Source organism: Shewanella basaltis (assembly GCF_023283885.1).
Taxonomy (GTDB): Bacteria; Pseudomonadota; Gammaproteobacteria; order Enterobacterales; family Shewanellaceae; genus Shewanella; species Shewanella basaltis.
The window spans coordinates 20,558-46,621 of the sequence record NZ_JAKILA010000027.1 but is presented as its reverse complement, the minus strand read 5'-3'; the positions used below and the strand labels follow the sequence as shown (position 1 = coordinate 46,621).

26 protein-coding genes are annotated in these 26,064 nt (G+C 42.2%); 11 read left to right on the top strand and 15 right to left on the bottom strand.

What is annotated here, in order from left to right; translation table 11 throughout:
- Window positions 1–132: 132 nt before the first annotated feature.
- On the top strand, window positions 133–498 hold the full coding sequence (locus L2703_RS16775) for a TraR/DksA C4-type zinc finger protein (protein WP_248972217.1): 366 nt from the start codon (window positions 133–135) through the stop codon (window positions 496–498).
- A gap of 109 nt (window positions 499–607) precedes the next feature.
- On the opposite strand, the gene L2703_RS16770 is transcribed toward L2703_RS16775, so the two are convergent.
- The 12 genes from L2703_RS16770 to trmJ form a co-directional block, all read right to left on the bottom strand.
- The gene (locus tag L2703_RS16770) at window positions 608–3,136 is read right to left on the bottom strand and encodes a TonB-dependent receptor plug domain-containing protein (protein ID WP_248972216.1); all 2,529 of its coding nucleotides are present in this window, start codon (window positions 3,134–3,136) and stop codon (window positions 608–610) included.
- A gap of 1,376 nt (window positions 3,137–4,512) precedes the next feature.
- Window positions 4,513–4,944, bottom strand: a complete 432-nt coding sequence (ndk, locus tag L2703_RS16765; RefSeq protein ID WP_188737586.1) for a nucleoside-diphosphate kinase — start codon at window positions 4,942–4,944, stop codon at window positions 4,513–4,515.
- Window positions 4,945–5,067: 123 nt separating this feature from the next.
- Window positions 5,068–5,979, bottom strand: coding sequence for a 30S ribosomal protein S6--L-glutamate ligase (gene rimK / locus L2703_RS16760; RefSeq protein ID WP_248972215.1), 912 nt, complete (start codon window positions 5,977–5,979; stop codon window positions 5,068–5,070).
- Window positions 5,980–6,125: 146 nt separating this feature from the next.
- Window positions 6,126–6,461 (bottom strand): ISC system 2Fe-2S type ferredoxin, encoded by a 336-nt coding sequence (fdx, locus tag L2703_RS16755; protein ID WP_248972214.1) that lies wholly within the window; start codon window positions 6,459–6,461, stop codon window positions 6,126–6,128.
- An 8-nt stretch (window positions 6,462–6,469) separates the two neighbouring features.
- Complete coding sequence (hscA, locus tag L2703_RS16750; RefSeq protein ID WP_248972213.1) at window positions 6,470–8,329, bottom strand: Fe-S protein assembly chaperone HscA; 1,860 nt, start codon at window positions 8,327–8,329, stop codon at window positions 6,470–6,472.
- A gap of 68 nt (window positions 8,330–8,397) precedes the next feature.
- Window positions 8,398–8,922: a co-chaperone HscB gene (hscB, locus tag L2703_RS16745; RefSeq protein ID WP_248972212.1), complete on the bottom strand. Its 525-nt coding sequence runs from the start codon at window positions 8,920–8,922 to the stop codon at window positions 8,398–8,400.
- A 49-nt stretch (window positions 8,923–8,971) separates the two neighbouring features.
- The gene (gene iscA, locus L2703_RS16740; RefSeq protein WP_248972211.1) at window positions 8,972–9,295 is read right to left on the bottom strand and encodes an iron-sulfur cluster assembly protein IscA; all 324 of its coding nucleotides are present in this window, start codon (window positions 9,293–9,295) and stop codon (window positions 8,972–8,974) included.
- A gap of 14 nt (window positions 9,296–9,309) precedes the next feature.
- The gene (gene iscU, locus L2703_RS16735; RefSeq protein ID WP_248972210.1) at window positions 9,310–9,693 is read right to left on the bottom strand and encodes a Fe-S cluster assembly scaffold IscU; all 384 of its coding nucleotides are present in this window, start codon (window positions 9,691–9,693) and stop codon (window positions 9,310–9,312) included.
- A 32-nt stretch (window positions 9,694–9,725) separates the two neighbouring features.
- A complete protein-coding gene (locus tag L2703_RS16730) occupies window positions 9,726–10,940 on the bottom strand; it encodes an IscS subfamily cysteine desulfurase (RefSeq protein WP_248972209.1) in 1,215 nt (404 codons plus the stop codon).
- An 82-nt stretch (window positions 10,941–11,022) separates the two neighbouring features.
- On the bottom strand, window positions 11,023–11,484 hold the full coding sequence (iscR, locus tag L2703_RS16725) for a Fe-S cluster assembly transcriptional regulator IscR (protein ID WP_160054303.1): 462 nt from the start codon (window positions 11,482–11,484) through the stop codon (window positions 11,023–11,025).
- Window positions 11,485–11,714: 230 nt separating this feature from the next.
- Window positions 11,715–12,536: a serine O-acetyltransferase gene (gene cysE / locus L2703_RS16720; protein WP_248972208.1), complete on the bottom strand. Its 822-nt coding sequence runs from the start codon at window positions 12,534–12,536 to the stop codon at window positions 11,715–11,717.
- Between the two features lie 17 nt (window positions 12,537–12,553).
- On the bottom strand, window positions 12,554–13,276 hold the full coding sequence (gene trmJ, locus L2703_RS16715) for a tRNA (cytosine(32)/uridine(32)-2'-O)-methyltransferase TrmJ (RefSeq protein WP_248972207.1): 723 nt from the start codon (window positions 13,274–13,276) through the stop codon (window positions 12,554–12,556).
- 150 nt (window positions 13,277–13,426) lie between these two features.
- Here trmJ and suhB point away from each other — a divergent pair, with 150 nt between their 5' ends.
- The 9 genes from suhB (at window position 13,427) to L2703_RS16670 (ending at window position 21,043) form a co-directional block, all read left to right on the top strand.
- Window positions 13,427–14,230 carry an inositol-1-monophosphatase gene (gene suhB / locus L2703_RS16710; RefSeq protein ID WP_248972206.1) on the top strand — a complete coding sequence of 268 codons (804 nt, stop codon included), beginning with the start codon at window positions 13,427–13,429 and terminating at the stop codon, window positions 14,228–14,230.
- Between the two features lie 159 nt (window positions 14,231–14,389).
- Entirely contained in the window at window positions 14,390–14,800 is a 411-nt protein-coding gene (locus tag L2703_RS16705) for a phosphate-starvation-inducible protein PsiE (RefSeq protein ID WP_248972205.1), read from the top strand.
- Between the two features lie 141 nt (window positions 14,801–14,941).
- Window positions 14,942–15,244: a PilZ domain-containing protein gene (locus L2703_RS16700; protein ID WP_248972204.1), complete on the top strand. Its 303-nt coding sequence runs from the start codon at window positions 14,942–14,944 to the stop codon at window positions 15,242–15,244.
- Between the two features lie 102 nt (window positions 15,245–15,346).
- Entirely contained in the window at window positions 15,347–16,015 is a 669-nt protein-coding gene (locus L2703_RS16695; RefSeq protein ID WP_248972203.1) for an AAA family ATPase, read from the top strand.
- Window positions 16,002–16,346: a ribbon-helix-helix domain-containing protein gene (locus L2703_RS16690; RefSeq protein WP_248972202.1), complete on the top strand. Its 345-nt coding sequence runs from the start codon at window positions 16,002–16,004 to the stop codon at window positions 16,344–16,346. Before L2703_RS16695 ends, L2703_RS16690 begins: the two co-directional genes overlap by 14 nt.
- Window positions 16,347–16,405: 59 nt before the next feature.
- On the top strand, window positions 16,406–18,082 hold the full coding sequence (locus tag L2703_RS16685; protein ID WP_248972201.1) for a sensor histidine kinase: 1,677 nt from the start codon (window positions 16,406–16,408) through the stop codon (window positions 18,080–18,082).
- The gene (btsR, locus tag L2703_RS16680) at window positions 18,079–18,789 is read left to right on the top strand and encodes a two-component system response regulator BtsR (RefSeq protein WP_248972200.1); all 711 of its coding nucleotides are present in this window, start codon (window positions 18,079–18,081) and stop codon (window positions 18,787–18,789) included. The genes L2703_RS16685 and btsR overlap by 4 nt, the downstream gene beginning before the upstream one ends.
- 165 nt (window positions 18,790–18,954) lie before the next feature.
- A complete protein-coding gene (locus L2703_RS16675) occupies window positions 18,955–20,415 on the top strand; it encodes a carbon starvation CstA family protein (RefSeq protein ID WP_248972199.1) in 1,461 nt (486 codons plus the stop codon).
- A 265-nt stretch (window positions 20,416–20,680) separates the two neighbouring features.
- On the top strand, window positions 20,681–21,043 hold the full coding sequence (locus L2703_RS16670; RefSeq protein ID WP_248972198.1) for a VF530 family protein: 363 nt from the start codon (window positions 20,681–20,683) through the stop codon (window positions 21,041–21,043).
- 110 nt (window positions 21,044–21,153) lie between these two features.
- On the opposite strand, the gene L2703_RS16665 is transcribed toward L2703_RS16670, so the two are convergent.
- The 3 genes from L2703_RS16665 to L2703_RS16655 form a co-directional block, all read right to left on the bottom strand.
- The gene (locus tag L2703_RS16665; protein ID WP_248972197.1) at window positions 21,154–21,966 is read right to left on the bottom strand and encodes a hypothetical protein; all 813 of its coding nucleotides are present in this window, start codon (window positions 21,964–21,966) and stop codon (window positions 21,154–21,156) included.
- Window positions 21,967–22,076: 110 nt separating this feature from the next.
- Window positions 22,077–22,685: a GTP cyclohydrolase II gene (ribA, locus tag L2703_RS16660; protein ID WP_248972196.1), complete on the bottom strand. Its 609-nt coding sequence runs from the start codon at window positions 22,683–22,685 to the stop codon at window positions 22,077–22,079.
- Between the two features lie 37 nt (window positions 22,686–22,722).
- A complete protein-coding gene (locus tag L2703_RS16655; RefSeq protein ID WP_248972195.1) occupies window positions 22,723–23,079 on the bottom strand; it encodes a YibL family ribosome-associated protein in 357 nt (118 codons plus the stop codon).
- Window positions 23,080–23,479: 400 nt separating this feature from the next.
- Between L2703_RS16655 and L2703_RS16650 the strand changes: the two genes are divergently transcribed.
- The gene (locus L2703_RS16650; protein ID WP_248972194.1) at window positions 23,480–25,927 is read left to right on the top strand and encodes a TonB-dependent receptor; all 2,448 of its coding nucleotides are present in this window, start codon (window positions 23,480–23,482) and stop codon (window positions 25,925–25,927) included.
- The last annotated feature ends 137 nt before the right edge of the window (window positions 25,928–26,064 follow it).

The window sequence follows — 26,064 nt, the reverse complement described above, 5'->3', positions numbered from 1 at the left end:
TAACTGGCTCAGGCTGCATCATTTGGGCCTGAGTACAAAAATCTACCTCAGAATTGATCTTCGTCATAACCTACTCTTTTTTTGTCCCTAGAATAGACATTCAAGTGACACCATCAGTTAAGGTTAATCCAATTGCACAATTATCAGGACATATTGCATAAACTACAACAACTTGAAATCAAGTTGAGAAACGAGTTGTTTTTGGTTATTAAGGATATAACACCAGAGGCTTATCAATTGTCCCATACCGCGACATTGGGCGATATTATCGATTATCTACCGCAAATAAAATTGGCCGATTCGGACTTATTCACTCAACTGATGAAGCTTGATGCCGCATCATGCCAACTCGACTTAGGCTTATATGGCCTGTGTTCAGACTGTGAACTGGACATCGAACTTGATAGATTACAGCGCGATCCAACAGAACAACGCTGCGGTAGTTGCCAACAGAAATATTTAAATGAACATAGATTAGAGCTTAGGTTAAATCACTAAACATCTATGAATAAAGTTTTCCTAGATACCGACACAAAAAAGCCTACATTTGTGTAGGCTTTTTTAACATGCCGATAAGTGTTATTGGCATTGATTACTATTGCAAGTATTAGAACTTAACAGTTACGCCACCGTAGTATTGACGACCTATAGTGTCATACACTTCTGGGACAGTGCCGCCATCGCTACCGTTAGATACAGTTGATGGCTCTTCATCCGTGAAGTTTTTCACGCCAGCACTTAGAGTAATCGTGTCAGTCACGAAGTAAGTACCAGCGATGTTGTGGTATAGCACTGCGTCAACTTTATCACCAGTACCTAGGTCGTCCATTTCACCAATGTAACGGTTGAAATAGTTAACATTCCAGCTATCTTGGCCAGCTTGAATACTAAAGTTATTACGCACTTCGGCATAAGCACCAAAGTTACCGTCGATATAGTTGGTGTAATCGTTACCTTCTTGCTCGAAGTTCAGCAGGTAAGTTGTGTCATTGCTGATTTTCCAATCTAAGGTTAGTGCTTCAAAGTTATACGCTAAGTTGAAGTCGATACCGCTAGTATCTTGGCTACCTACGTTGGTTAACGAGTTAGTAAGATTAGATAAATCACCGTTAACACCAATATTAAACGTTTCACATGCTTCAGCAGATGCATTAGCAAAACATTCATCTAAACCCGCTTGAACATCTAAGCGAGTAATAGCGTTTGTCACTTTAAAGCGCCAATAATCAACTGTTAGCGATAAACCATCCACAAAACTTGGAGAATAAACTAAACCAGCAGTATATGAGTCAGACTCTTCTGCTTTAAGGTCATCATCCGAAGTGTAACGTACTAGGATTTGTGGATCTTGTGCATTTCCCCATGGATCATCCAAGTAATCATAAGAGCCAGTATCACCACCAAATAGCTCACTAATACTCGGGGCACGGAAACCTGTTGCGGCAACACCACGAAGCATTAAATCATCAGTTGCTTCATAAGTTAAACCGATTTTCCACGTCGACGCTTTACCAAATGTAGAGTAATCGTCATAACGGAGAGCAAATTCACCAGTAAGCTTGTCAGTGAAAGGTACACTCACTTCTTGGAAAACAGAAATGACATTGTAATCGCCATCGGTCGCATCTTGTTGGGCAGCAGTACTGTCACCAGCCACTGTCACAGGATCAGGATTGTAATAACCGCTTTCATAACGATATTCAGCACCAATAGCAAATGCAACTGTGCCAGCACTTACATCAAATAAATCACCGTTTAAACCCGCAGAAACAGTGTGTTGTTCGTTGCCGCCATTCGCGTTGTCAGTAAAGCTAATATCATTAACGATATCACCCGTTAATGGTACACCACTGAACCAAGCATCTTCATTGGCGTATACTGATTCTATTAGATTTGTTGCATTGATTGAGTTATCAACACTAGTATCCGCTTTATTTTTACCGAAGGTATAAGCGAGATCCCAGTTCATACCTTTATTAATGTCAAGTTCACCAGCAAGTGCTGCAGAGACACGGAATGTATCAGTATCTTGAGAGTAAATACGAGGACCAGCATCTGTTGTACGACGACGGTAGTTAACACGGCCAGTATCATCCGCAGCAATACCGCCCGCGATCATGGCATCGCTCAACGTAATACAAGATGCACCAGCGGCAACACCATCAGCACCACACACATTCAACATCACATCAGCGGGTTGTGGCGCAAGTTGTTGGTTAGATTTACGCTTGGTGTAAAGCATATCACCTGTTAATACTAGATCATTGTCTAATTCTTGAACCATATTAGCAAACAAGCTGTATCGCTCATTTGGAGTTTGATAATAACTGCTTGTAGTGTAATCGTAACCTGTACTACGTGCTACCCATTGGCCAGCATCGTTTTGTACTTTTCCGCCTAATGAACCTGTTGGCAAAAATGAGCTATAACCAGGTTCTGTCCAGCTACGGTCTGACTGAATTACACTTTCACGCTTAGAATAAGCTGCACCAAAAGTATAATTCCCTCTGTCAGTATTAAAGCCATACAAGCCGCTTATTTCACCCGTTTCACCGTCACTTTCGCTTGTAGTGCTACCGTTTAGATCTAATTGAAGGCCATCAAAATCTTTTTTGGTGATAATATTAACTACACCAGCAATTGCATCTGAACCGTAAACAGCGGATGCACCATCTTTCAAAATTTCAACACGTGCAATCATAGCCACGGGAATAGAGTTCAAATCGACAGAACTGTCTGCACCTGAACCTGAGTTCACCATACGACGGCCATTTAATAACACTAATGTACGCTGCGACCCCATACCACGTAAGTCTACTTGTGCGACACCATCTGAACCATTGTTTGAGCTAGAACCTAACGCAGCGCCTGCCATTGAAGTTTGTGCTTGAAGTAATTGGTCAACCGATGTGAAACCTTCAGCACGAATAGCTTCTGAAGAAATAACAGTCACAGGTGAAGCGGTTTCCATATCTTGGCGTTGAATACGTGAACCAGTGACTTCGATTCGTTCTAATTTTTGTTCATCAGCTGCAATTACAGCAGATGAAAATAAACCAGTAGTCGCGACACTAGTTGCTGCCACAGCAAATAAACTACTGCGTACAGCTTTAGCTGTTAATGTTGTTGCTCTCATAAAACTCCCTTACTTGAAATATTAACAAGTTGTTATTTTTTTAATTATTAAGAATTGGCATCGCCAATTACTGAAACATTAATAATGAAATAAAAACAATCCGTCAATAAGGGTTACCTGGATACAACATTGCAAGCCAATGTAAAGCCAATAATTAATTTGACTTTAAAAAAACCATTAAAATCAACATCATGAAAAATATCGATAATTATTGTTACTTTATTGTTATTTAAAACCAAAAAACATGCACAAATAAAAACCTTAAAAACCACAGTTCTCACACCCAACAAAAACACAAAGCAAACATAGACAACAAAATCAAAACAACTAAACCAAAAAACAAACATATTCAACTTTTGTAAATTTTATTATTTATTTTTTTATTTGGATTAAAAACCATCAGAATGTCCTTTCATTTTTAATGGTTAATTATTCAAATAATGACTTAAACGAATAACATACGTTATTTTCTATGCAATTAAATGTATTGAACTCGGTAAAAAACACCCCATACTTAGTACAATAAATAATCAAAAATTAATTGTATAGGCTTATAAAATACCAAAACTGGGATAAAATCATCTTTAAAACGGCCTATAAAAACCTTCACTCACTCGCTTTATGTGGAGCAACTCGTTACAACGCAGACTGGGTCATCCATACGACACTTTTACGCCAAGTCGGTCTTAAAAACTGGTAATCATGGGGCGATAAAAGCTAAGTTTTATGACCATGCTGACTCGACGTCTAGCTGGATCTTGTTTTATATCGCGGTTGCACGACTCAAAGATCGACATAGCCCCTCTGATATCAGTATTTATACCATTCCGCGTTAGCAAGTGATCTCTTTGCGAGAATTTAAAAGGGCTTAAACAAGGCGAATGACTGAATGTATAGGTATTCTCTTTCGAAGTCATGCAACGCAGTGTAAGCCCTTTTAAAACTCGCCAAAAAGGAATGCCCCAGCCGCTTTTGCTTTACGTTCTCGCTATTTGAAAGGAAACAACCATTACTGCATAGCGACGCCTTAATCAAAAACCGCTGGACGCATTCACAGTGGTCACTTATTAATGCGCAATGGTATTATGACATGGCTAACACGGTCAGTTAACGAACTGTATTTAGAGCGCTAAATGCGCAAAAACGCTTCGACTACATGCTTATCGATCTGATTAAGTATTACATTGGAAGGGACAATACACGCTAGGTGCGGTAAAGAAAGTAACATATGGCCCTTTGCGCTAATGATCAAAGAGACAATGACGGTAGCCTCATCGCCATATAAACAATCACGACGATAGGTTAGAAAGTGCATTTAAAGAAAATAGATAACAAAAAAGGAGCCTAGGGCTCCTTTTAGAGATCTTGCGAGAAGATTAACGAGTGCGTGGGCACACTTCTTCAGCACTGAAGAAGTAAGCAATTTCACGAGCTGCAGATTCAACTGCATCAGAACCGTGAACTGCGTTTTCGTCGATGCTTGCTGCGTAATCAGCACGTAAAGTACCACGAGCAGCTTCAGCTGGGTTAGTCGCACCCATGATTTCGCGGTTAGCAAGAACAGCGTTTTCGCCTTCTAACACTTGAACCATCACTGGACCAGAAGTCATGAAAGACACTAAAGCACCAAAGAAAGGACGTGCGCTGTGCTCAGCGTAGAAACCTTCAGCTTGTTCTTTAGAAAGGTGTACCATTTTAGAAGCAATGATCTTTAGACCAGCTGATTCAAAACGGTTATAGATTGCACCGATGTGGTTTTTAGCAACTGCATCTGGCTTGATAATAGAAAATGTGCGTTCGATCGCCATAACTAGCTTCCTTAATGTGAGCAAGTTTAAAAAATTCGCGCGGATTATACGTAATTAAACTGAAAATGCCTAGCCTTATCAGCATACGCAGTAACATTTGAGCATATATTTAGGTCATTAATATTAACAAGCCGCTATTTCGTTGCTTGATCGAGTCGTTTTGGCTGCGTTTTTTTCGATGAAACAAATAATCGCGTCTGCAACATCTTTTTGAGTGGCGCCTTCGATCCCTTCAAGCCCAGGAGATGAATTGACTTCCATCACCACAGGCCCATGGTTTGAGCGTAACAAATCTACCCCCGCCACATTCAGTCCCATAGCGCGGGCGGCACGAAGCGCAACTGAACGTTCTTGTGGCGTTAACTTAACCAACGTTGCACTGCCACCACGATGTAAGTTCGAGCGAAACTCACCAGGTTTAGCTTGACGTTTCATTGCGGCTATCACTTTATCGCCTAACACAAAACAACGGATGTCAGCACCTTGCGCCTCTGCAATATACTCTTGCACCATGATATTTGCTTTTAATCCCATAAAAGCTTCTAGCACGCTCTCAGCCGCTTTACGTGTTTCAGCAAGTACAACACCAATACCTTGGGTACCTTCAAGCAATTTAACCACTAACGGAGCTCCGCCCACCATGTCAATTAAATCAGGAATGTCACTGGGTTTATTAGCAAAACCTGTGATAGGCAGACCAATTCCTCTGCGCGATAATAACTGCATTGAACGCAATTTATCGCGTGAGCGAGCAATACCAATAGAGCTATTGACCGCATACACGCCCATCATTTCTAATTGACGCAGCACTGCTGAACCATAAAACGTCACAGAAGCACCAATTCGAGGGATCACGGCATCAAAATGGCCAAGATCTTTACCAGCCATATGAATGCTAGGCTTAGTCATATTGATGTTCATATAACATTTTAATGGGTTAATGACTTTAACTTCATGTCCTCGGGCAACAGCGGCTTCGACTAAGCGACGAGTAGAATATAATTGCGGGCCTTGAGACAGTATTGCGATGCGCACAGAGTGCTCCAAAATAGGAATTTTCGCGCATCATACGCTGAGTTTATTTAAAATCAATGACAGGAATGACCAGAAATAAAAAAAGAGTCAATCTTGACGATTGACTCTCAATTTTTAGCTCTATCAGGGGCAATCTCGATGAAAGATTAGCCTTCGCTCACCATGTTGATGGTGTATTTTGGAATATCAATCACCATGTCACAGTCGACAACTTTAGCTTGGCAAGACAAGCGGCTTTCAGGTTCTAAACCCCAAGCTTTGTCTAGCATGTCATCTTCAAGCTCATCGCTTTCTTCTAGTTGGTCAAAGCCTTCACGCACAACCACGTGGCAAGTGGTACATGCACATGACTTTTCGCAAGCATGTTCAATGTGGATACCATTACGTAATGCAACGTTTAAAATGGTTTCGCCTACTTCAGCTTCAAGTACAGCGCCGTCAGGACAAAGTTCTTGATGGGGTAAAAATACTAACTGTGGCATTATTTCACCTATATGTTGTCGACCGACTGCCCTTTTAGCGCCGCTCTAATAGAATTGTCCATGCGTCGTGACGCAAAATCTTGAGTTTGTTCATCAAGGTTAGCAATGGCTTTTTCAATGGCATCAACATCGTCTTGCTGTGCCGTCATGTCAAGTAGCGCTATTGCATCAGTCAGTTGCTTACGCTCTTGGGCGTCAAGCAAATCACCATCTTTGCCTAATGCGGCATTTAATGACTCGATGACACGTGCCGCCTCAACTTTTTGCTCCGCAAGCATACGACGTGTAATGTCCTCTTTTGCATGCTTCATTGAATCTTTAAGCATGGTGGCAATTTCAGTGTCAGATAAACCAAATGAGGGTTTAACCTGAATGGTGGTTTTCACCTCGGTGGATTTCTCCATCGCCGTGACACTTAATAAGCCATCAGCATCTACCTGAAAAGTGACGCGAATGTGTGCTGCCCCTGCTGCCATTGCAGGTATACCATGTAATGTAAAACGGGCTAACGAACGGCAGTCTTCAACCAATTCACGCTCACCCTGTACCACATGAAACGCCATGGCAGTTTGACCATCTTTAAAGGTGGTAAATTCTTGTGCTCGCGCAACCGGAATGGTGGTGTTACGGGTAACCACTTTTTCAACCAATCCGCCCATGGTTTCAACACCCAATGATAACGGGATCACATCTAACAATAACAAGTCTGATTCTGGTTTGTTGCCAACCAAAATATCAGCTTGAATCGCTGCACCTATTGCCACTACGCGGTCAGGGTCAATCGATGTAAGCGGCGTTTTCTTAAAGAAAGCTTCCACTTGCTCTCGTACCAATGGAACACGGGTTGAACCACCCACCATCACGGTTTCAATGACGTCATCGACACCGACACCGGCATCACGAAGAGTACGGCGACAACTGCTAATGGTTTTTTTCACCAACGCGCCAATCAGGTCGTTAAATAAAGATTTATCAACTGTTGTTGTTAATGGCTTTGCATCAATGACCACAGTTGCTTCAATACTGTCATTGTCAGTTAGCGCTTCTTTGACGCGACGAGCCTCAATTAATAACTGGCGCGCCAACTGATTGTTAGGCTCACTGATGTTCCACACCTGTTGTAAGTGGCTAACTAACAGATGGTCAAAGTCATCACCGCCTAAGGCCGAATCGCCACCGGTTGCGAGCACTTCAAAAACACCACGATTTAAACGAAGCACAGAAATATCAAAGGTGCCGCCACCAAGATCGTAAATGGCAATCACACCTTCTTGCTTAGAGTCTAACCCGTAAGCAATCGCAGCGGCGGTAGGTTCATTCAATAAACGTAATACTTTAACGCCTAATAACTCTGCCGCATCTTTAGTGCCTTGGCGCTGAGCGTCATCAAAATACGCAGGTACGGTAATCACGACACCTTGTAATTCACCGCCTAAAGTCGCTTGAGAACGAGCAATTAATGGCTTAAGGATTTCAGCCGACACTTGCACAGGATTAACCGCCCCCATAGGCGTACTAAACACGGGCAAGCCGTTTTCGCTGGCATGTAATGCATAGGGTAACTTGTGTACACCAGATTGCACATCTGCCAGACTACGGCCCATAAAACGTTTCACAGATACAATGGTATTTTGCGGATCTAAAGCTGATTTAGCTTGAGCTTCATAACCCACTTGCACAGTGTCTTTACCATAGTGCACCACCGAGGGCAGTGAATGACGACCAGCTTCATCAGCGAGTGTTGATGCAAGGCCACTTCTCACTGTCGCCACTAACGAGTTTGTGGTGCCAAGATCGATACCCACAGCCAAACGATGTTGGTGTGGTGCGGCGCTTTGGCCAGGTTCTGCAATTTGCAACAGTGCCATAGTGTTCCAACTTGTTTTGTTATTGATTAGCTGGGCTAATCATCAATAAATTTGAATGTATCAAGCAATCAATCTAGCAAGCCATCTTCAATACGGGCTAACTCATCTTGCAATTTTGCCATAAACTTCAGCTTGCGAATTTGATCTGCCGCTAATAATGCATCAGCTTGATCTGTTGAAGCTAAAAGCAGGGTTAATTTGTTTGATAAACTGGCCTCAAACTCGCCAAAAGAGTCGTACAACTCATTAATTAAATCTTGTGGCTCTTGGCTATGCTGAATATCTTCTAAGGCTTCACGCCACTCCATTTGTTGCATTAAAAATGCACCATCTTTGAGTGTGGTCGTTTCATGGCTTAATTCAATACCACGTAAACTCAACATGTGCTCAGCACGACGTAAAGGATTTTTTAACGTTTGATAACCATCGTTCACTTGCGAGGTACGCTGTACTGACAACAGCTTTTGTTGCTCAGTATCGTTGGCAAATTTATCGGGATGAACCGCCCGTTGCAGTTCGCGATAGCGCTCTGCAAGTAAGGCGGTGTCGATATCAAAGGCAGGTTCTAAATTGAACAGTTCGAAATAATTCATTGGCAGATATCATGCTTACTGTTTTCGATAAAACGGTTCAGGTAAAGGATTAAACGGTAAAACTTTCACCGCAACCACACTCACCTTTTGCATTTGGGTTATTGAACTGGAAGCCTTCGTTCAGACCTTCTTTAACAAAATCCAGTTCAATACCTTGCAGATAAATAAAGCTTTTTGCATCGATGATAATGTTAACACCATCGATTGTATAAACTTCATCATCGTCATTGAGTTCGTCAACAAACTCAATGACGTATGCCATACCTGAACAACCTGATGTTCTCAATCCAAGGCGTAAACCTAAGCCTTTACCACGGTTAGCAAGGAACGATCTTACTCGGTCTGCCGCCGCAGGTGTCATTGAAATAGCCATCTATACTCCAGGCATTATTTAGCTTGTTTAGTTTTATACTCTTCAATTGCTGCTTTGATGGCATCTTCAGCCAAAATTGAACAATGAATTTTAACCGGCGGCAACGCTAGCTCTTCAGCGATATCAGCATTTTTAATGGTCGCTGCTTCGTCAACGCTTTTGCCTTTAACCCATTCAGTTACCAGTGAGCTTGAGGCAATTGCACTGCCACAACCGTAAGTTTTGAATTTTGCATCTTCAATAATACCTTCGGCATTAATTTTCAATTGCAGCTTCATTACGTCACCACATGCGGGTGCGCCAACCATTCCGGTTACCACTGATGGATCGTTTTTATCGAATGAACCTACGTTACGTGGGTTTTCATAATGATCGATTACTTTTTCGCTATAAGCCATGATATTGCTCCAAAATCTTTGTCGTTATACGATTAATGATGTGCCCATTGAACCTGGTTCAAATCGATACCATCTTTAAACATCTCCCAAAGTGGAGACATTTCACGTAACTTATCGATTGATTCAGTTATCGTTTTGATAGCATGTTCAATTTCTTCATCGGTAGTAAAACGACCAATTGAGAAACGAATTGAGCTGTGAGCCATTTCATCGTTTAAACCTAACGCACGTAATACGTAGCTAGGCTCTAAACTGGCTGAGGTACAGGCAGAACCTGAAGAAACTGCAAGGTCTTTTAACGCCATCATCAGCGATTCACCTTCAACAAAGTTGAAGCTTACGTTAAAGATACCGCTATAACGTTGTTCCATATCACCATTGATATAGGTTTCTTCGATGTGCTTAATGCCATTCCATAACTTGTCACGAAGACGAGTAATACGAGCACCATCTTCAGCCATGTCTTGCTTAGCCACAGCGGCAGCTTCACCTAAACCAACAATTTGGTGCGTCGCTAATGTGCCACTGCGCATACCACGCTCATGACCACCGCCGTGCATTTGTGATTCAAGACGAATACGTGGCTTACGGCGAACATATAACGCGCCAATACCTTTAGGGCCGTACATCTTATGGCCAGAAATAGAGATCAAATCGACTTTGGTGGTTTGCACATCAATAGGTAATTTACCTGCGCTTTGCGCAGCGTCCATGTGGAAGAAAACCCCTTTTGAACGACATAACTCGCCGATGGCATTAATATCATGGACCACGCCAATTTCGTTGTTAACATGCATAATGCTAACAAGTATGGTGTCATCACGCATGGCCGCTTCTAAACGTTCCATTGGGATAATGCCATTGGCTTCTGGTTCAAGATAGGTAACATCGTAACCTTCACGCTCTAACTGACGGCACGTGTCTAACGTTGCTTTATGTTCAGTTTTACTGGTGATGATGTGCTTACCCTTTTTGTGATAAAAATGGGCAATACCTTTAATAGCAAGGTTACTAGACTCTGTTGCACCCGAGGTAAAAACGATTTCGCGGTGGTCAGCATTAATTAAATCGGCAACTTGATTACGGGCGACATCAACCGCCTCTTCAGCTTGCCAACCATAACGATGTGAACGCGATGCAGGGTTACCAAACACGCCGTCCATTGTCATGTGTTGCACCATTTTTTCTGCGACACGCGGATCTACAGGGGTTGTTGCGGCATAATCTAAATAGATAGGAAGCTTCATAACACACTCCGTACTTAGCAGTCTCAGATGAGGCTACATACAACGTACAAATAATAATTATATATCAATCAACATAGCGGAGTTACAAACTCACCCTATGTTCCTTTTGCATTTCGTCTTGTTTAAGCGAGATAAATTGAACGTCTCGTTTTTGCATTAAGCCAGCAAGCGAAATACCATCTAAAAACTCAGAAATTTGTTTACTTAAGTCACCCCATAACGAATGGGTAAGGCAACGAGTACCACTTTGGCAGTTACCTTGTCCTTGACAACGAGTGGCGTCTACAGATTCATCAACGGCATGCACGACCATACCTACTGAAATATCGACGGCTTCTAAGCCTAAACGATAACCACCACCGGGTCCGCGAACGCTCGACACTAGACCATGTTTACGTAACTTTGCGAAGAGTTGTTCAAGATAAGACAAAGAGATCCCTTGTCTTTCAGAAATATCGGCTAAGGGCACTGGGCCAGCAGCTGAGTGAATAGCAACATCTAACATAGCTGTCACTGCATAGCGACCTTTTGATGTAAGTTTCATAACTTGTACTGCTCCCAAAAAGTATGCAGTAATTTCATCATACCTGACTAAATTAGTCAAGTATAAGTCCGACTAAATCACTCAAGTATTATGGTATTTCTTATAACAAAAGGTTCCGTTTTTCGCGGGGGTATTTAACCTTTTTATCGCCAAAAATTCAATGCCGACAAGGCAATTAATCGCATTATCGGCCATTTTTTTGACTTGAATCTACAATGACTTAGTCATGGTTAAATACTTGGGTCAAACTTGTCGATGTCTTGTTTACGATTATTCGCAGCATTTCGTTCAGCTTCATCGAAGGCATCAACAGTTAACTCTGGCAACTTTTTGGTACACACCTCCCCCCCCATTTGCTGAATAGCTTGGCATAGCTCTTGGACTTTAGAGTCCATTAAGTGCATGTGATCAAGCATTTGACCTATGGCATTTGCCACAGGATCAGGGTTGTCGGGTGACACTGCATAGGCATCAAAGCCATACTTTTTGGCCATTTCGGTACGGCGTTCGTTTTTTTCTTTCGATTGATTGGTCGGTGATGCGACAACTCGGCCGGGGATCCCAACGACAGTGTGATCGCTGGCCACATCTTTAACAACAACTGAATTAGAGCCAACCCTTGCACCATCGTGCATTGTGATTGGACCTAATACTTTTGCGCCAGCACCTATCACCACATTGTTACCCAATGTGGGATGGCGCTTACCCGCTTGCCACGTGGTACCACCTAGGGTCACGCTATGATAAAGCGTACAGTCATCACCAATCTCGGCGGTTTCACCAATCACAACGCCCATACCATGGTCAATAAAAAAACGCCGACCTATGGTCGCACCTGGGTGAATTTCAACGCCGGTTAACCACCGCGAAAATGTCGATAAACAACGAGCGGTAAAATGCCACTTAGCATGCCAAAGTTTATGGCTTACTCGATGGATCCAAATGGCATGCATACCTGGATAATTAAATAAAATCTCTAAGGTACTGTTTGCAGCTGGATCGCGATGGTAAATCGACTCGATGTCTTCTTTAATTCTAGCAATGACGCCCATGGTGTGTTCCTTACGACTTAATCTTGCTTATCCATTTTTTTATCAACGGAGCTTAAAATACCACGTAAAATGTTCATTTCTGCAGCCTCAATACGTGCTCGAGTGAATAAACGGCGCAGTTTAGTCATCACTTGGCCAGGATGATTTTTGATAACAAAACCGGTTTTAGATAGCGTTGACTCTAAATGCACAAAAAATCGATCAAGTTCAACTGTCAGCGGATATTCTTCAGTTTCTGCTGGTGCTTCTGTTTGGGCTAAATGGGCCACACGGGTTTCATAACAAATAATCTGTACCGCTTGCGCTAAATTAAGCGAACTGTATTCAGGGTTAGCAGGTATTGCCACATGGTAAGTGCATTGCTGTAACTCTTCATTACTCAGGCCATGATTTTCGCGGCCAAACACAATGGCAACAGGGCCATTTAAACACTCTTGTGTCAGTTTTTGCCCGGCTTCACGCGGGTCTAGCATTGGCCAATCTAATGTGCGGCTTCTAGCACTGGTGGCTATCACCAAACGGCAGTCAGCAATGGCATCTTGCAAGGAGTCAACTGTCGTAAGATTTTTCAAAATATCTGACGCACCAGCAGCAAGTGCAATTGACTGACCATCAGGCTCTACCCGAGGCTCGGCAAGATACAGATTTGATAACCCCATGGTTTTCATCGCTCTGGCTGTAGAGCCAATATTACCTGGGTGAGAGGTTCCAACTAAAACAACACGAATATTACTGAGCATGTACGGCTTTCTTTAAACAAAAAATATTGCGCGCATATTAACACAGTCATTGTTTATTACGTTATATGAAAATCTGCATTTGATATAATCGTTAAATTAAGTATAATGCGGGCGCTATTTTACTCGTTCTTTAACATCCAGGGGATTGCAATGCATCCGATGCTGACTATTGCCACGCGCGCTGCACGCGCTGCGGGCCAAACTATTATGCGCGCCTATACTGAACTTGACCGTGTTGAGGTAAGCAGTAAAGGTATTAATGATTTTGTGACTAGCGTAGACAAGGAAGCAGAAGCAACTATCACGTATCAAATTCGTAAATCATACCCAGATCATACGATTGTGGGCGAAGAAAGCGGTGAAAACCGTGGCGAAAATAAAGATTACGTCTGGATAGTCGATCCTTTGGATGGCACGAATAACTTCGTTCGCGGTATTCCACATTTCGCAGTTTCTATCGCCGTACAATATAAAGGCAAAATTGAAGTTGCTGTTATTTACGATCCTGTCCGCGAAGAACTGTTCTCAGCCGTTCGTGGTAAGGGCGCTAAACTAAACGATTTCCGTCTGCGTGTTACCAATGTTAACGAACTGAGTAGCACCATCATTGGTACAGGCTTCCCATTTAAGGCTCGTCAACACACCGAAAGCTACATGGCTATTTTAGCTGAAGTGTTCCCACAATGTGCTGATTTACGTCGTGCAGGTTCTGCAGCATTAGACCTTGCCTACGTTGCAGCTGGTCGTTTAGACGGTTTCTTCGAAATCGGCTTAAAACCATGGGACATCGCTGCAGGTGACTTAATTTGTCGTGAAGCTGGCGGTACTGTAACTGACTTTATGGGTGCTCACAATTATATGACTTCAGGCAACATTGTTGCTGGTAGTCCAAAAGTCACCACACAGCTTGTAAAAACTATGCGTCCGTTGTTAAACGAAGGATTAAAGCGCTAAGCTTATATTTTCTTAGCAACACGTGATTAACACCGCTAATGGTATTATAACCCTTAGCGGTTTTTTTGTGTCTGAAGTTGCTAAAGGTGAATTAGATCACTGGGCAAATCAGTCTAAGTCGTCGATAATGTTGTTCCATTTGCCTCCAGAATTACGATTATGCCATTAACTAAAGCGAAAGACTTAAGCATCAAATCTTTAAAGAGTATTGAACACTTAGTGTTGTTTATTATTGCCTTAGCGACGTTGTTTGCTATAGGCGAAGAAATACTCCACATGATTGCGATTCGGACGGTGGAATTAGCAGACTTACTTTTACTGTTCATTTATCTCGAAGTACTTGCCATGGTGGTGAACTATATTGAGTCAGGTAAGCTACCAATCCGCATGCCGCTGTATATTGCCATTGTAGCATTAGCGCGATACCTGATTTTAGACATGAAGGCGATGGAAGACTGGCGTATTTTAGCCATATCAATATCGACCATCTTATTAGCATGTACCGTGATTGTGATCCGATGGGGTCAGTTAAAAATGCCCTACCCTAAAAACCAGGATTACGACAATTAAGCTTTGTACTATTGCAAAAGATAAAACAAGATTCGCATTCTTAGCGCTTGCTTAACAAAGCAATTATGCTAAAAATAACATTAAACGTGATATAACAGTCAGCATTTAAAATCAAAGTTTTGATCATCAAGGAGCGACAGTATGGGCCAAGAGCCAACAGGATTTGACGAAAAACGGGGTTCACTTCGAGTCGATATGGAAGCTGAGCGGATCCGTTTAGACTGGATTAACGCCAAAGGTGAATCTTGCCAAGACCATGGCATTTGTATCGATTTAGCCCGCAAAGGGGTGTTACTTGATTTTAAAGCAGCCTTTAAATTAGGTGATTTAATCGCCATTACGTTTAACGAAAACACCCCCAAACAGAATACCATCAAAGGCCAAGTTTGCCGCTGTACCGAATGTTCACCTCAAAGCTTTCATGTTGCGCTTCAACTCATTTAATTTGCTGAATATATTATGCAGCCTCAACAGGCTGCTCTATACTCAATAGAGCGTCATGGTAACTAACAGCATGACAAGACCTTACGTACAGAGGATCCAGACATGATATTGCTCGTTGGTGGCGAAAAAGGTGGCAGTGGTAAAAGCTGTTTAGCCCAAAACCTCGCGGTTTACATTACCCAAACATTCAATGCCAATGTATTGATGGTAGATTGTGACCCACAGCGCACAACCTCAGACTGGATCCAAGCACGTAATAATGACCCAAGTCTAAAGGCCATTAATTGCATACAGCTTTATGGCAAGATTAGAAATGACTTATTAAGCCTAGATGAACGTTTTGACTATGTTATCGTCGATTGTGGTGGCCAAGATAACTTAGCGATGCGAGCGGCTATGTCTGTGGCCACGTATGTGGTTATCCCATTAAGGCCAAAACGCCGCGATCTTAAAACATTACCCCACATGGAAGACATGCTAAGTACCTGTAAAATGGTCAATCCCAAAATGGTCGCTACCATTGTGATTACCCAATGCCCTTCTCTGCCCTCGCAAGTTAAACGCATTCTTGAAGCCAAAGAAGTCGTGCAGTCTTTTGGTTTACGTGCACTTGACTCTGTTACCTTTAGCCGCAACATTTATGATGACAGTGAAGAGAGTGGCTCCTCTGTATTAGAAATAGAGCCAGACGGTAAAGCTGCAGATGAAATTCGTGCCATTGCAGATGAGCTTTTTGCCATACCGCCTGAAAATCGTTATGAGTTTAACTGATCTCAAGCGCAAAGCGCCTAAAGGTACTCGTAAAAAGGTATCGGTAGACGACTTTATCGAAGATGCTAACAACTATGCATTAGGTAAAACGTCAGACCAAGTTGCGCCTAGGCAAACCACAGCGCAATTTTTGAAAGGTCTTGATAAAAAAAGCACAAAAATTTATCGTCATGCGACCTTCACCTTAACCGAAAAAAGCATTGCTCAACTTGACGAAATAGCCAAATCCACTAACGTAGCCAAGTCAAAAATTATCAGAATGTTGATAGATGAATTTTATCAACAACACGACACCGATCAATTAACCAGATTGAGCAAGTCATCACGTTAACCCAATCCAAATTGCCTTAATATCATTCACATGCCCTAGGACCTAACTGGTGAGCATTCATGTCACTGATATTGTTACTCACGCAACAAATGTGTGTGTATTTGGTTATTGTCTATTTAGTCAGTAAAACACCATTATTTAAGCTCTTTACTGAAAGCTCAAAACGAGCACCTCATAAAGTCTTTATTTACGTTGTGTTTTCACTGTTTTGTATTCTCGCGACATATTTTGGTGAACAGACCTCTGGCGCTATTGCTAACACGCGCGCCATGGGGGCGGTATTAGGCGGCTTACTCGGCGGTCCTGTAACAGGTTTTTTTGTTGGTTTAACCGGCGGTTTGCATCGTTATACCATGGGAGGTTTTACCGATATAGCTTGCGCAATTTCTACCACGTTCGAAGGTCTATCAGCGGGCTTATATAGCCATTACCTAAAAAAAACCGGTAAAGCAGAGTCGTTATATCACCCAGCAAGAGTGTTTATGGTGACATTTGCTGCAGAATTATTACAAATGAGCCTCATCCTGTTAATTGCCAAGCCTTTTGAACAGGCATGGGCATTGGTTTATGTTATCGCCCCACCAATGCTACTGATAAACTCATTGGGCGCAGCGATGTTTATGAGTATCGTTCGCGACCAAAAAACCATGTTAGACAAATTATCTTCAAGTTTTTCAACCAATGCCTTAAAAATTGCCGAGCGCAGTGTGGGCATTTTATCAAAAGGGTTTAATGAACAGTCGAGCCAAAAAGTGGCACAAATCATCATTGAAGAAACCCGAGTTGGCGCCGTTGCTATCACAGACCGACACAAACTATTGGCCTTTATCGGGATTGGTGCTGACCATCATCTGCCCAATACACCGATATCCTCAACAATGACCTTAGATGCTATTGCTCAAAATAAGGTTATGTTTGCCGACGGAGTAGACAACACATACGCCTGCTCACTATCAAGCCAGTGTAATCTAGGTTCAAGTTTAGTCATTCCCTTGCGCAGTAACGACGAGGTGGTTGGCACCATTAAATTGTATGAACCCAAAAATAAGTTGTTTCTTAACATCAATCGTACTTTGGGTGAAGGTATTGCCCGATTACTGTCAAATCAAATTTTATATGGCCGTTTTGAACAACAAAAAAATTTATTGATGCAAGCCGAAATCAAGTTGTTGCAAGCACAGGTAAACCCACATTTTTTATTTAACGCCTTAAATACCATTAGCGCCATTATTAACCGTGATCCCGCTATGGCGAAAAAGCTCATTCAACAACTATCACAATTTTTGCGAATTAACCTTACCCGCACTACAGGTTTAGTCACACTAGCAGATGAACTTGAGCATATCGACGCCTACCTCGCGATTGAACACGCCAGATTTATCGATAAACTCAAGGTAAATATCAACATACCTGCGCAATATCATCATCACACAATGCCCGCTTTTACTCTGCAACCGCTAATAGAAAATGCGGTAAAGCATGGTACTTCCCGCATGCTTGAGGCTGGCGTGATCACAGTAGAAGCTAAAACACAAGGCAAGGATTTATTGCTCAGCGTCACAGACAATGCAGGTCTTTACCGCCCCGCAAATAACACTGAAGGGCTGGGCATGAACCTAGTACACAAGCGTATACAAAATCTCTATGGTGAACCCTATGGTATTACAGTAAAAAGCGAGGCAGACACCTATACCTGTGTATGTGTACGCATTCCAGTTGAGGAGATCACATCATGATTTCATGTTTAATTATTGATGATGAACCGTTTGCTCGCCAAGAAGTGGCCGACCTGCTGGACAAACATGACGATATAAGCATTCTTGGCCAATGCGCAAATGCAATTGAAGCACTGCAACAAATAAACCTGTTAAAACCAGACCTGATATTTGTTGATATTCAAATGCCGCGGATCAATGGGATGGAGTTGATTGCCATGCTAAATCCCGAGCAAACACCCCGCGCTGTTTTTATAACAGCCTTTGATGAATACGCCACAAAAGCCTTCGACAATAATGCCTTTGACTATTTATTAAAGCCAATAGATGAAACTCGTTTTAATCGAACCCTCGATAAAGTGCGCAGTAACATGACACCGCAGCCAATGGCAAATATATTACCGAGTCAACTACCTCACTTACCTTGCTACAGTGGCAGCAAACTCAAAGTCGTGGCAACAGCAGATGTAGAATTTATTGTCAGTGATGTCGGCGGGATCCATGTTTACAGTGCTAAAGGTGTTAGCCACACGCAATTAACCCTTAAAGCCCTTGAAGAAAAAACCATGTTATTTCGTTGCCATAAACAATATTTGCTGTCACTCAATGCCATTTCAGAAATCGACATCACAGACACTGGCGCCGAAGTCACTACCCATCTTGGTGCTAAAGTGCCAGTCTCACGCCGATACCTTAAAGATTTAAAGCAGTTACTTGGTTTTGTGTAACATGGCGTAGCAAGTGATATTCAGCACATTTTTACATGAGTAAAATATTTCACCGCCTCTATTAACCGCTTAAACGGTCATTTCAACCTGTCACTGAGTTACTCCGCTTTATCACGCTTGTGCACTTTACAATAGCGGCACTATATAAATGGGGGAGATACAAAAATGACCTGGTTTTTACTCTGTGTGGGTTTACTCATTGGTGGGTATTTTATTTATGGGGCTTTTGTCGAAAAAGTATTCGGCATCAAAACTCAACGAAAAACACCTGCATTTACACAAACAGATGGCGTCGATTATGTGCCGATGTCAAAAGGTAAAGTCTATTTAATTCAACTGTTAAACATTGCGGGCGTCGGTCCAATTTTTGGCCCTATATTAGGAGCCTTGTATGGTCCTGCGGCCATGTTATGGATTGTCCTTGGCTGTATTTTTGCCGGTGCAGTACACGATTACTTTTCTGGCATGTTGTCAGTGCGTAACCATGGTCAATCGGTGCCCAATTTAGCCGGCAAATACTTAGGTAAAAATGCCAAACATTTTATGAACTTGTTTGCGATTATCCTATTACTGCTTGTCGGTGTCGTGTTTATCTCGGCCCCTGCGGGACTGTTGAGTAAACTGACCGGGGTTGATGTTGCCATTTTTGTTGGGGTTATTTTTATTTACTACCTCGTCGCCACTATTGTGCCAATCGATAAAATTATTGGCCGTTTTTATCCGTTCTTTGGTGCCTTGTTAGTCTTTATGTCACTTGGATTAACCATCGCACTGATGCTTTCAAGTGAACACACAATGTTACCAGGCTTTGTCATGGGTGACTTTTTTAGCAACTTAAACCCTAACGACATGCCGCTATGGCCAGCACTATTTATTACCATTGCATGTGGTGCTATATCAGGGTTTCATGCAACCCAATCCCCTTTAATGGCAAGGTGTGTTGAAAACGAATCAAATGGCCGCTTTGTGTTTTTTGGTGCCATGATTGGCGAAGGAATTATCGCACTTATTTGGTGTGCTATCGCATTATCATTCTTTGGTGGTGTAGAAGGCCTAAATGCAGGTATGGCGGGTAATCCGGCAAACGTTGTATACGAAGCCTCTAATGGTTTGCTCGGTGCATTTGGAGGTTTTTTAGCAATATTGGGGGTCATTGTTCTCCCTATTACCTCTGGCGATACTGCGTTTCGCTCTGCACGCTTAATCTTGGCTGAATTCTTTAACATTACCCAAGTTGAGTTACCTAAACGCCTTATGTTAGCTCTGCCCTTATTTGCAATAGGTGCGGTACTCACCCAAGTCGACTTTGGCATCATCTGGCGCTACTTTGGTGTAGCCAACCAAACAACAGCGGTACTAATGCTGTGGACAGCAGCGGCATATTTACTACGTCATGGTAAATTCCACTGGATCTGCACCGCACCAGCCATGTTTATGACCTGCGTGGTAATCAGTTTTATGCTTAATTCATCAACCCTAGGAGCGGGTTTACCTATGGTTGTATCAACTGTTGCAGGTGTGGTTACCACAGTGATTATTGCCGCTCTTATTATCATCAAGACCAAAGGCAAAGGGGATGTTGATTCTGACGAAGAAGACAACACTATATTAACTAACGATCAATAATACCAATCAGGATAAATAAATTATTAGAGATTGCGTAGGAATAATCGCTTAGAACAAGCCAGAAGTTGCAACGAGGCAGTTATTCTACCTTCAAAATTTCTAGCGAAGTTATAAGCAATGTAAACCAGTAAGCATGATCACATTTTGTGCTGATTGGTTTAAGTTCACAACAAAACGGCAAGCCTAAGCTTGCCGTTTTGTGTTGATATCTCTTTAGCAATAATGGAGGTATAATATGAACAAATTTATTTAGCACGCACGGTCCATGACACAAGCAAACAATCCGCTTCACGGCATAAAACTAGAAACTATCGTAACCGAACTGGTTGAAAAATACGGCTGGGAAGAGTTAGGCGCTCGAATTAACATTCAATGTTTTAAAGACAATCCTAGCGTTAAATCAAGCTTAAAGTTTTTACGCAAAACACAGTGGGCGCGTGACAAAGTTGAATACTTGTACCTCAAGGCAAACAAGCTACCCTTACCGCCACCAAAAGATAATTCTCGAAGTAGCACAGCAAAATCACAACATGCTGCCAAAAAACCGCTCTCAGTTAAACAAACTGCCTCAAAAAGCAGCGACGAGCCAACAAAACCAGTCAATGCAGATATTTGGGGAAAGGGCTAATATAAAAGCCTGCTGATCTTTCAAGGTTGTTTTGCAACAAATATCAACAGGCCTAAAAAATGTGCTGATAATTCAGCACATATTATTTTAAAGCATGCACTAACATTGTGTTATAGCGGAAACTCAAAAATTAATCGCCACACTTTTAAACCACCACCCACTTGATAACTTAAACCCACATGGTCAATTTCAATGCTGTCTAGGCCTATTGCAGCGAGTGTTATCGGTTTAGAAAAAGCCAGCGTGGTTCCGACTTCGTAGGTATAAGAGGTCAGTACATCTTTACCACGAGGCGTAACAAATTTTAATTGGTTAAAATACCAGTGACCTGCAACAAACAACCGTGGCTCAACCCGAATATCATCCCAGTGCCAATCGTAATTAACGCCAAAATCAATGCCCGTTTTCAGGACAGAATAGCCTTCTGTGCCGTCATTCTGATTGCTTTTGTATCCTGCATAGTAAATCCGATTCACCCAAATTGGACTGTAATCGGCAGAACCAAAACGATACAAACTTGATAAGCCCGTTGAATAAATACCTACATGGCTGTGGGTAGAGAAGTTATGTCCATAACCCAAATCAATATAGGATTCGAGTGTCAGTTGCTCGTCTACTAACCAGTGATACTCAATACCAGGGGTAATAGTTAACGTACCAACGCTTTCAGGCAGACTACCCCCGGGCAAATCGTTAAAAGAATAGTCAAAAAAGCCAAACGATGCAGCTAAACGTAACCTTAAAAGGTGTTTGTCTGATTGTTCAAGATCAAAACCTAACGGCACATTCACGACCGCAGCACTTTGTCCCGCGGTACGATAAATACCGCTCCCTAAATAATTAGCAAAGGCATAATGTGATGCATCGGGTTCAGAATTGATTTCGTTAGCGACAGCAAATTGGAAAGGTAATGAGGCAAGCAAAACAACTGTGAAAACAAGCCAAGCGAAACAATTAAAACGATACGATGATAACCCCACAAGACAGTTGTGCTGCGTTAGCTCCATCACCATACCGTTTCTATTGGATTGAATTAATCATTGTTAAAATGGTATTCAGACATCATATGACCAAGTTCGGTTGATTTAGTCTTTAAATATGACTCGTTATACCTATTTTTACCCACTTGCAGTGGAATGCGTTCAGACACTTCAATACCCACATTTTGCATTGCCAATACTTTACGTGGATTATTGGTCATTAAATTCACTTTTTCGACACCGATATGTTTTAACATAGGCAAAATCATATCGTATTTACGCATATCGGCTTCAAAGCCTAAGCGCTCATTAGCTTCTACTGTATTGGCACCAGCGTCTTGCAATTCGTACGCTCGGATTTTGTTTAATAAACCTATACCACGGCCTTCTTGGCGTAAATACAACAAAAAACCTTGGCCTTTTTCAGCAATGGTTTGCATTGCAGATTGTAATTGAAAACCACAATCACAACGTAAACTAAACAAAGCATCGCCGGTAAGACATTCTGAATGAATACGGCCTAACATAGGTTTTGTTGGCTCAAGCTGACCAAATGTCAACGCAACGTGTTCTTTACCTGTAGCGGTTTCTTCAAAACCGTGCATGTCAAACACCCCCCACGGGGTAGGTAATTTAGAGGTTGCGATATATTTTATCGACATGAATTAACCTTACGACAACTAACTGTAAAAGAAAATATTAAAACTTTGCAGGAGCAAAACCTGTCACTTCTTTAATGCCCATTTCACGGCCAAGGGCTGTTAAAGGATGTACCACAACCAAGCCTTTAACTGATTTATTTAATTTACCCATATCGGCTTGTTCAGCTTTCGTTAAGACACGCTTAAAGCCCATCGCTTTTAGCGCAACGCCTTCTTTGCTTAACTCACGAGACTGTTGACCTTTCACACTGGCAATACGTTTAGTGACAGTCGCGATTTCTTTCTTAAACTGCATGATAACGGTAGCATCGCCACGTTGTTCAGCCGCCGCCAATTTGCGACGAAACTTGTCTAATTTATCATTTAATGTTTGCAGTTCTTGCTTTAAATTCATTTGGTTACCTTAAATGCGTTGGTGTGTTATTGAAGAGGCGACGCTATGCTATCCCTCACAACACCTTTTCGGAGGCAGATTATATACCCAAACCCACCTAATATGCGACAACCAAACCACGCATATATCGCCCCATCAGTCATTTTATCATTGTTTGCGCCCTGCATAGATGAGAAAGCACCCCCAAAAAAATAGAACCAATGTGATGAAATCAACTCAACCATAAAAAAGCGATGCTCATCATTTTTCAGCGTTTAAGCATGCTGTTACCTCAATATGATTAAAAAAAACTCAAACACGCCAACAAGTGTTATTTAGCTCGCTATTTGACGTAAATTACATTGCAATATTTATGATAATCATTATCATTCGCAACAATTTCAACAAAGGTATCCATATTATGACAACACTTCGTCTATCTTTGCTTGCTCTAGCTTGCAACAGTATTTTGTTTCCAATTTATGCACACGCTCAATCTCCTGCAGAGTCCAGTACAAAGGTACAATCAAGTGAAGAATATGAGCGCATTACAGTATACGGCCGTCAAAACCAGGTTGTAATGAACTCAGGTTTAGCGACAAAATCAGACATGTCGTTAATGGAAACACCTGCTGCGGTTGTCATTGTCGACGAAGCCTTAATTGATGCCCAAGGCATTAGCAATATGCAAGATTTAGTACGTAATATTAGTGGCGTTACTCAGGCGGGCAATAACTATGGCATCGGCGATAATCTTGTCATCCGCGGTTTAGGAGCCAACTACACTTATGATGGCATGTACGGTGGCGCGGGCCTTGGTAACACCTTTAACCCTACCCGCTCACTAACAAACGTTAACTCTGTTGAAGTATTAAAAGGCCCGGCAACAGGCTTATACGGTATGGGCAGCGCTGGCGGTGTGATTAACTTAATTGAGAAAAAACCAGAATTTGTCAGCAAACATGTCATTGAAGCAGAAGTAGGACAATGGGACACTTATTCTATGATGGCAGACAGCACGGGTGGCATCACAGATGATGTTGCTTATCGTATTGTCGCGAAAAGTGCTCGCAGTGACGGCTATAGAGATCTTGGCACAGACAGAGATGAAGTCTACGGCTCACTCAAATTTGTGTTAGATGATAATCAAAATCTAATGTTATCTACCGCTTATATTAACGACGCAATTCCGGTTGATTCTATTGGTCACCCAATACGTATTTATAATGCCGCATCGGTTGACGGAAAAACCGCCGCAGAAGTGAGCTGGGAAGATCTTGTTAATGACCCAACAAGCAGCGGCGTACAGCTTACAGATGAACAACGTCAACAATTAGCCAACTCACTTAGCGCTAACGATGGCCAAACCCCTTACGACTTTGGTCATAATGGCTTAATTTCTCCAATGGCAAAAGACAACGAAAGCGAAGAGCTTCGTTTTAAGCTAACCCATAATATTTATTTAACAGATAACTTGTTTTTGAACCAACAATTGCAATACCGTAATTATGAAACTGGTTTTGCTCGTCAAACTGGGGCATACAACTATGTTTACTGGCAACGCAGCGGAGTGATAAATGCCAATCCTCGCGCCCCACTCGTAGAAGATGACATATTGTACCCTTATGCCGCACGTCGCCAAGAGTACCGAAAAGTCACGGCAGATGAACAATCTTGGCAATATTTTGCCGATCTTCGTTACGACTTTGACATTGGTAACATTGAAAACGAATTATTAGTCAATGCCAACTTTGAAGATCGCACCATCGACTTTAAACAATCTTCGATTTGGGATGCCGACTATGTCCTTAAAGACAGCAGTGGTAATGTCAGCTACCAGGGTACACTCCCTTATATTTACGACATACGAGATCCTAACTGGGCAGAAGGTGATTTTGAAGATTACGACCCACTGGTCACCAGCAATTACAACAAATCTGTCAGTGCATGGGGTCTTGGGGTACAGCATGTGGGGTATTTAGGGGCAGGCTTTACCAGCCGAGTGGGTGTTGCCTTTAACGAAATTAAGCAAACTTATCAGCATCTTGGTGTTGACGCTCGCTACAGTAGTAGCCTTGCAGAACCTCAACCAGAAGCAGATACCACAGACAACGGTATTACCTACAACCTTGGCTTAACGTACATGCCAACAGATGATATATCGATATTTGTTAACCACTCAAAAGGCCGTACTGCATACAGTGTCTTAGGTGATGTAACAGGTACAGAAGCGGATCGAGACGATTCTGAATCAATCAGTAACGATTTAGGCGTGCGCTTTAAAGCATTTGAAGATCAACTTCTGGCATCATTGGTATTTTTCAAGTCATCGCGCACCAATATCGCCTACAGTAATCCAGATTACGACAGCAGCGGCACCACACCGGATGTAGAGCCTTACTTTTACGATGGCAGCGAAGACACCGAAGGGGTCGAAATCGACTTAAACGCCTATTTAAGTGAGCAGTGGAAAGTCAATGTTAACGCGGTTTACCAAGACGCCAGAGACAACCAAAATCCAAACAGTAGCGATTATGGTCAGCACCAAAAAGGTGTGCCGTACGTTACCGCAAGCACTTGGGTGACATACGCTGCCGAGTTTGGTTTACCGGCTCCTATCTCGATAAGCCTTGGGGCTGAACATGTGGGCGAACGCAGCACAAATTCAAGCTCGTTTGGTATTCCTGATGGTTATGTTCCTAGCTATACCGTTGTTGATTCGGCAATAAGCTACGATGTTGAGCGCTATAAAATTCAATTAAACTTGAATAACCTGTTCAATAAATCCTACTACGAAAAAGCCATGTTTTTGGGCGGTCTTCCTGGCGAAGAACGAAATGCAAAACTGACTGTCACATACCGAATTTAAGGTATTTGTCATCACATTGCGTATTAACAAACACCGCGATACTGCGGTGTTTTTTTGCTTGTTTACCAAACATGACACACGTTAATCAGTGAGGGCACAGCGAGTGTGTAAAAAAGCTTAAACAAGGCAAATAACTG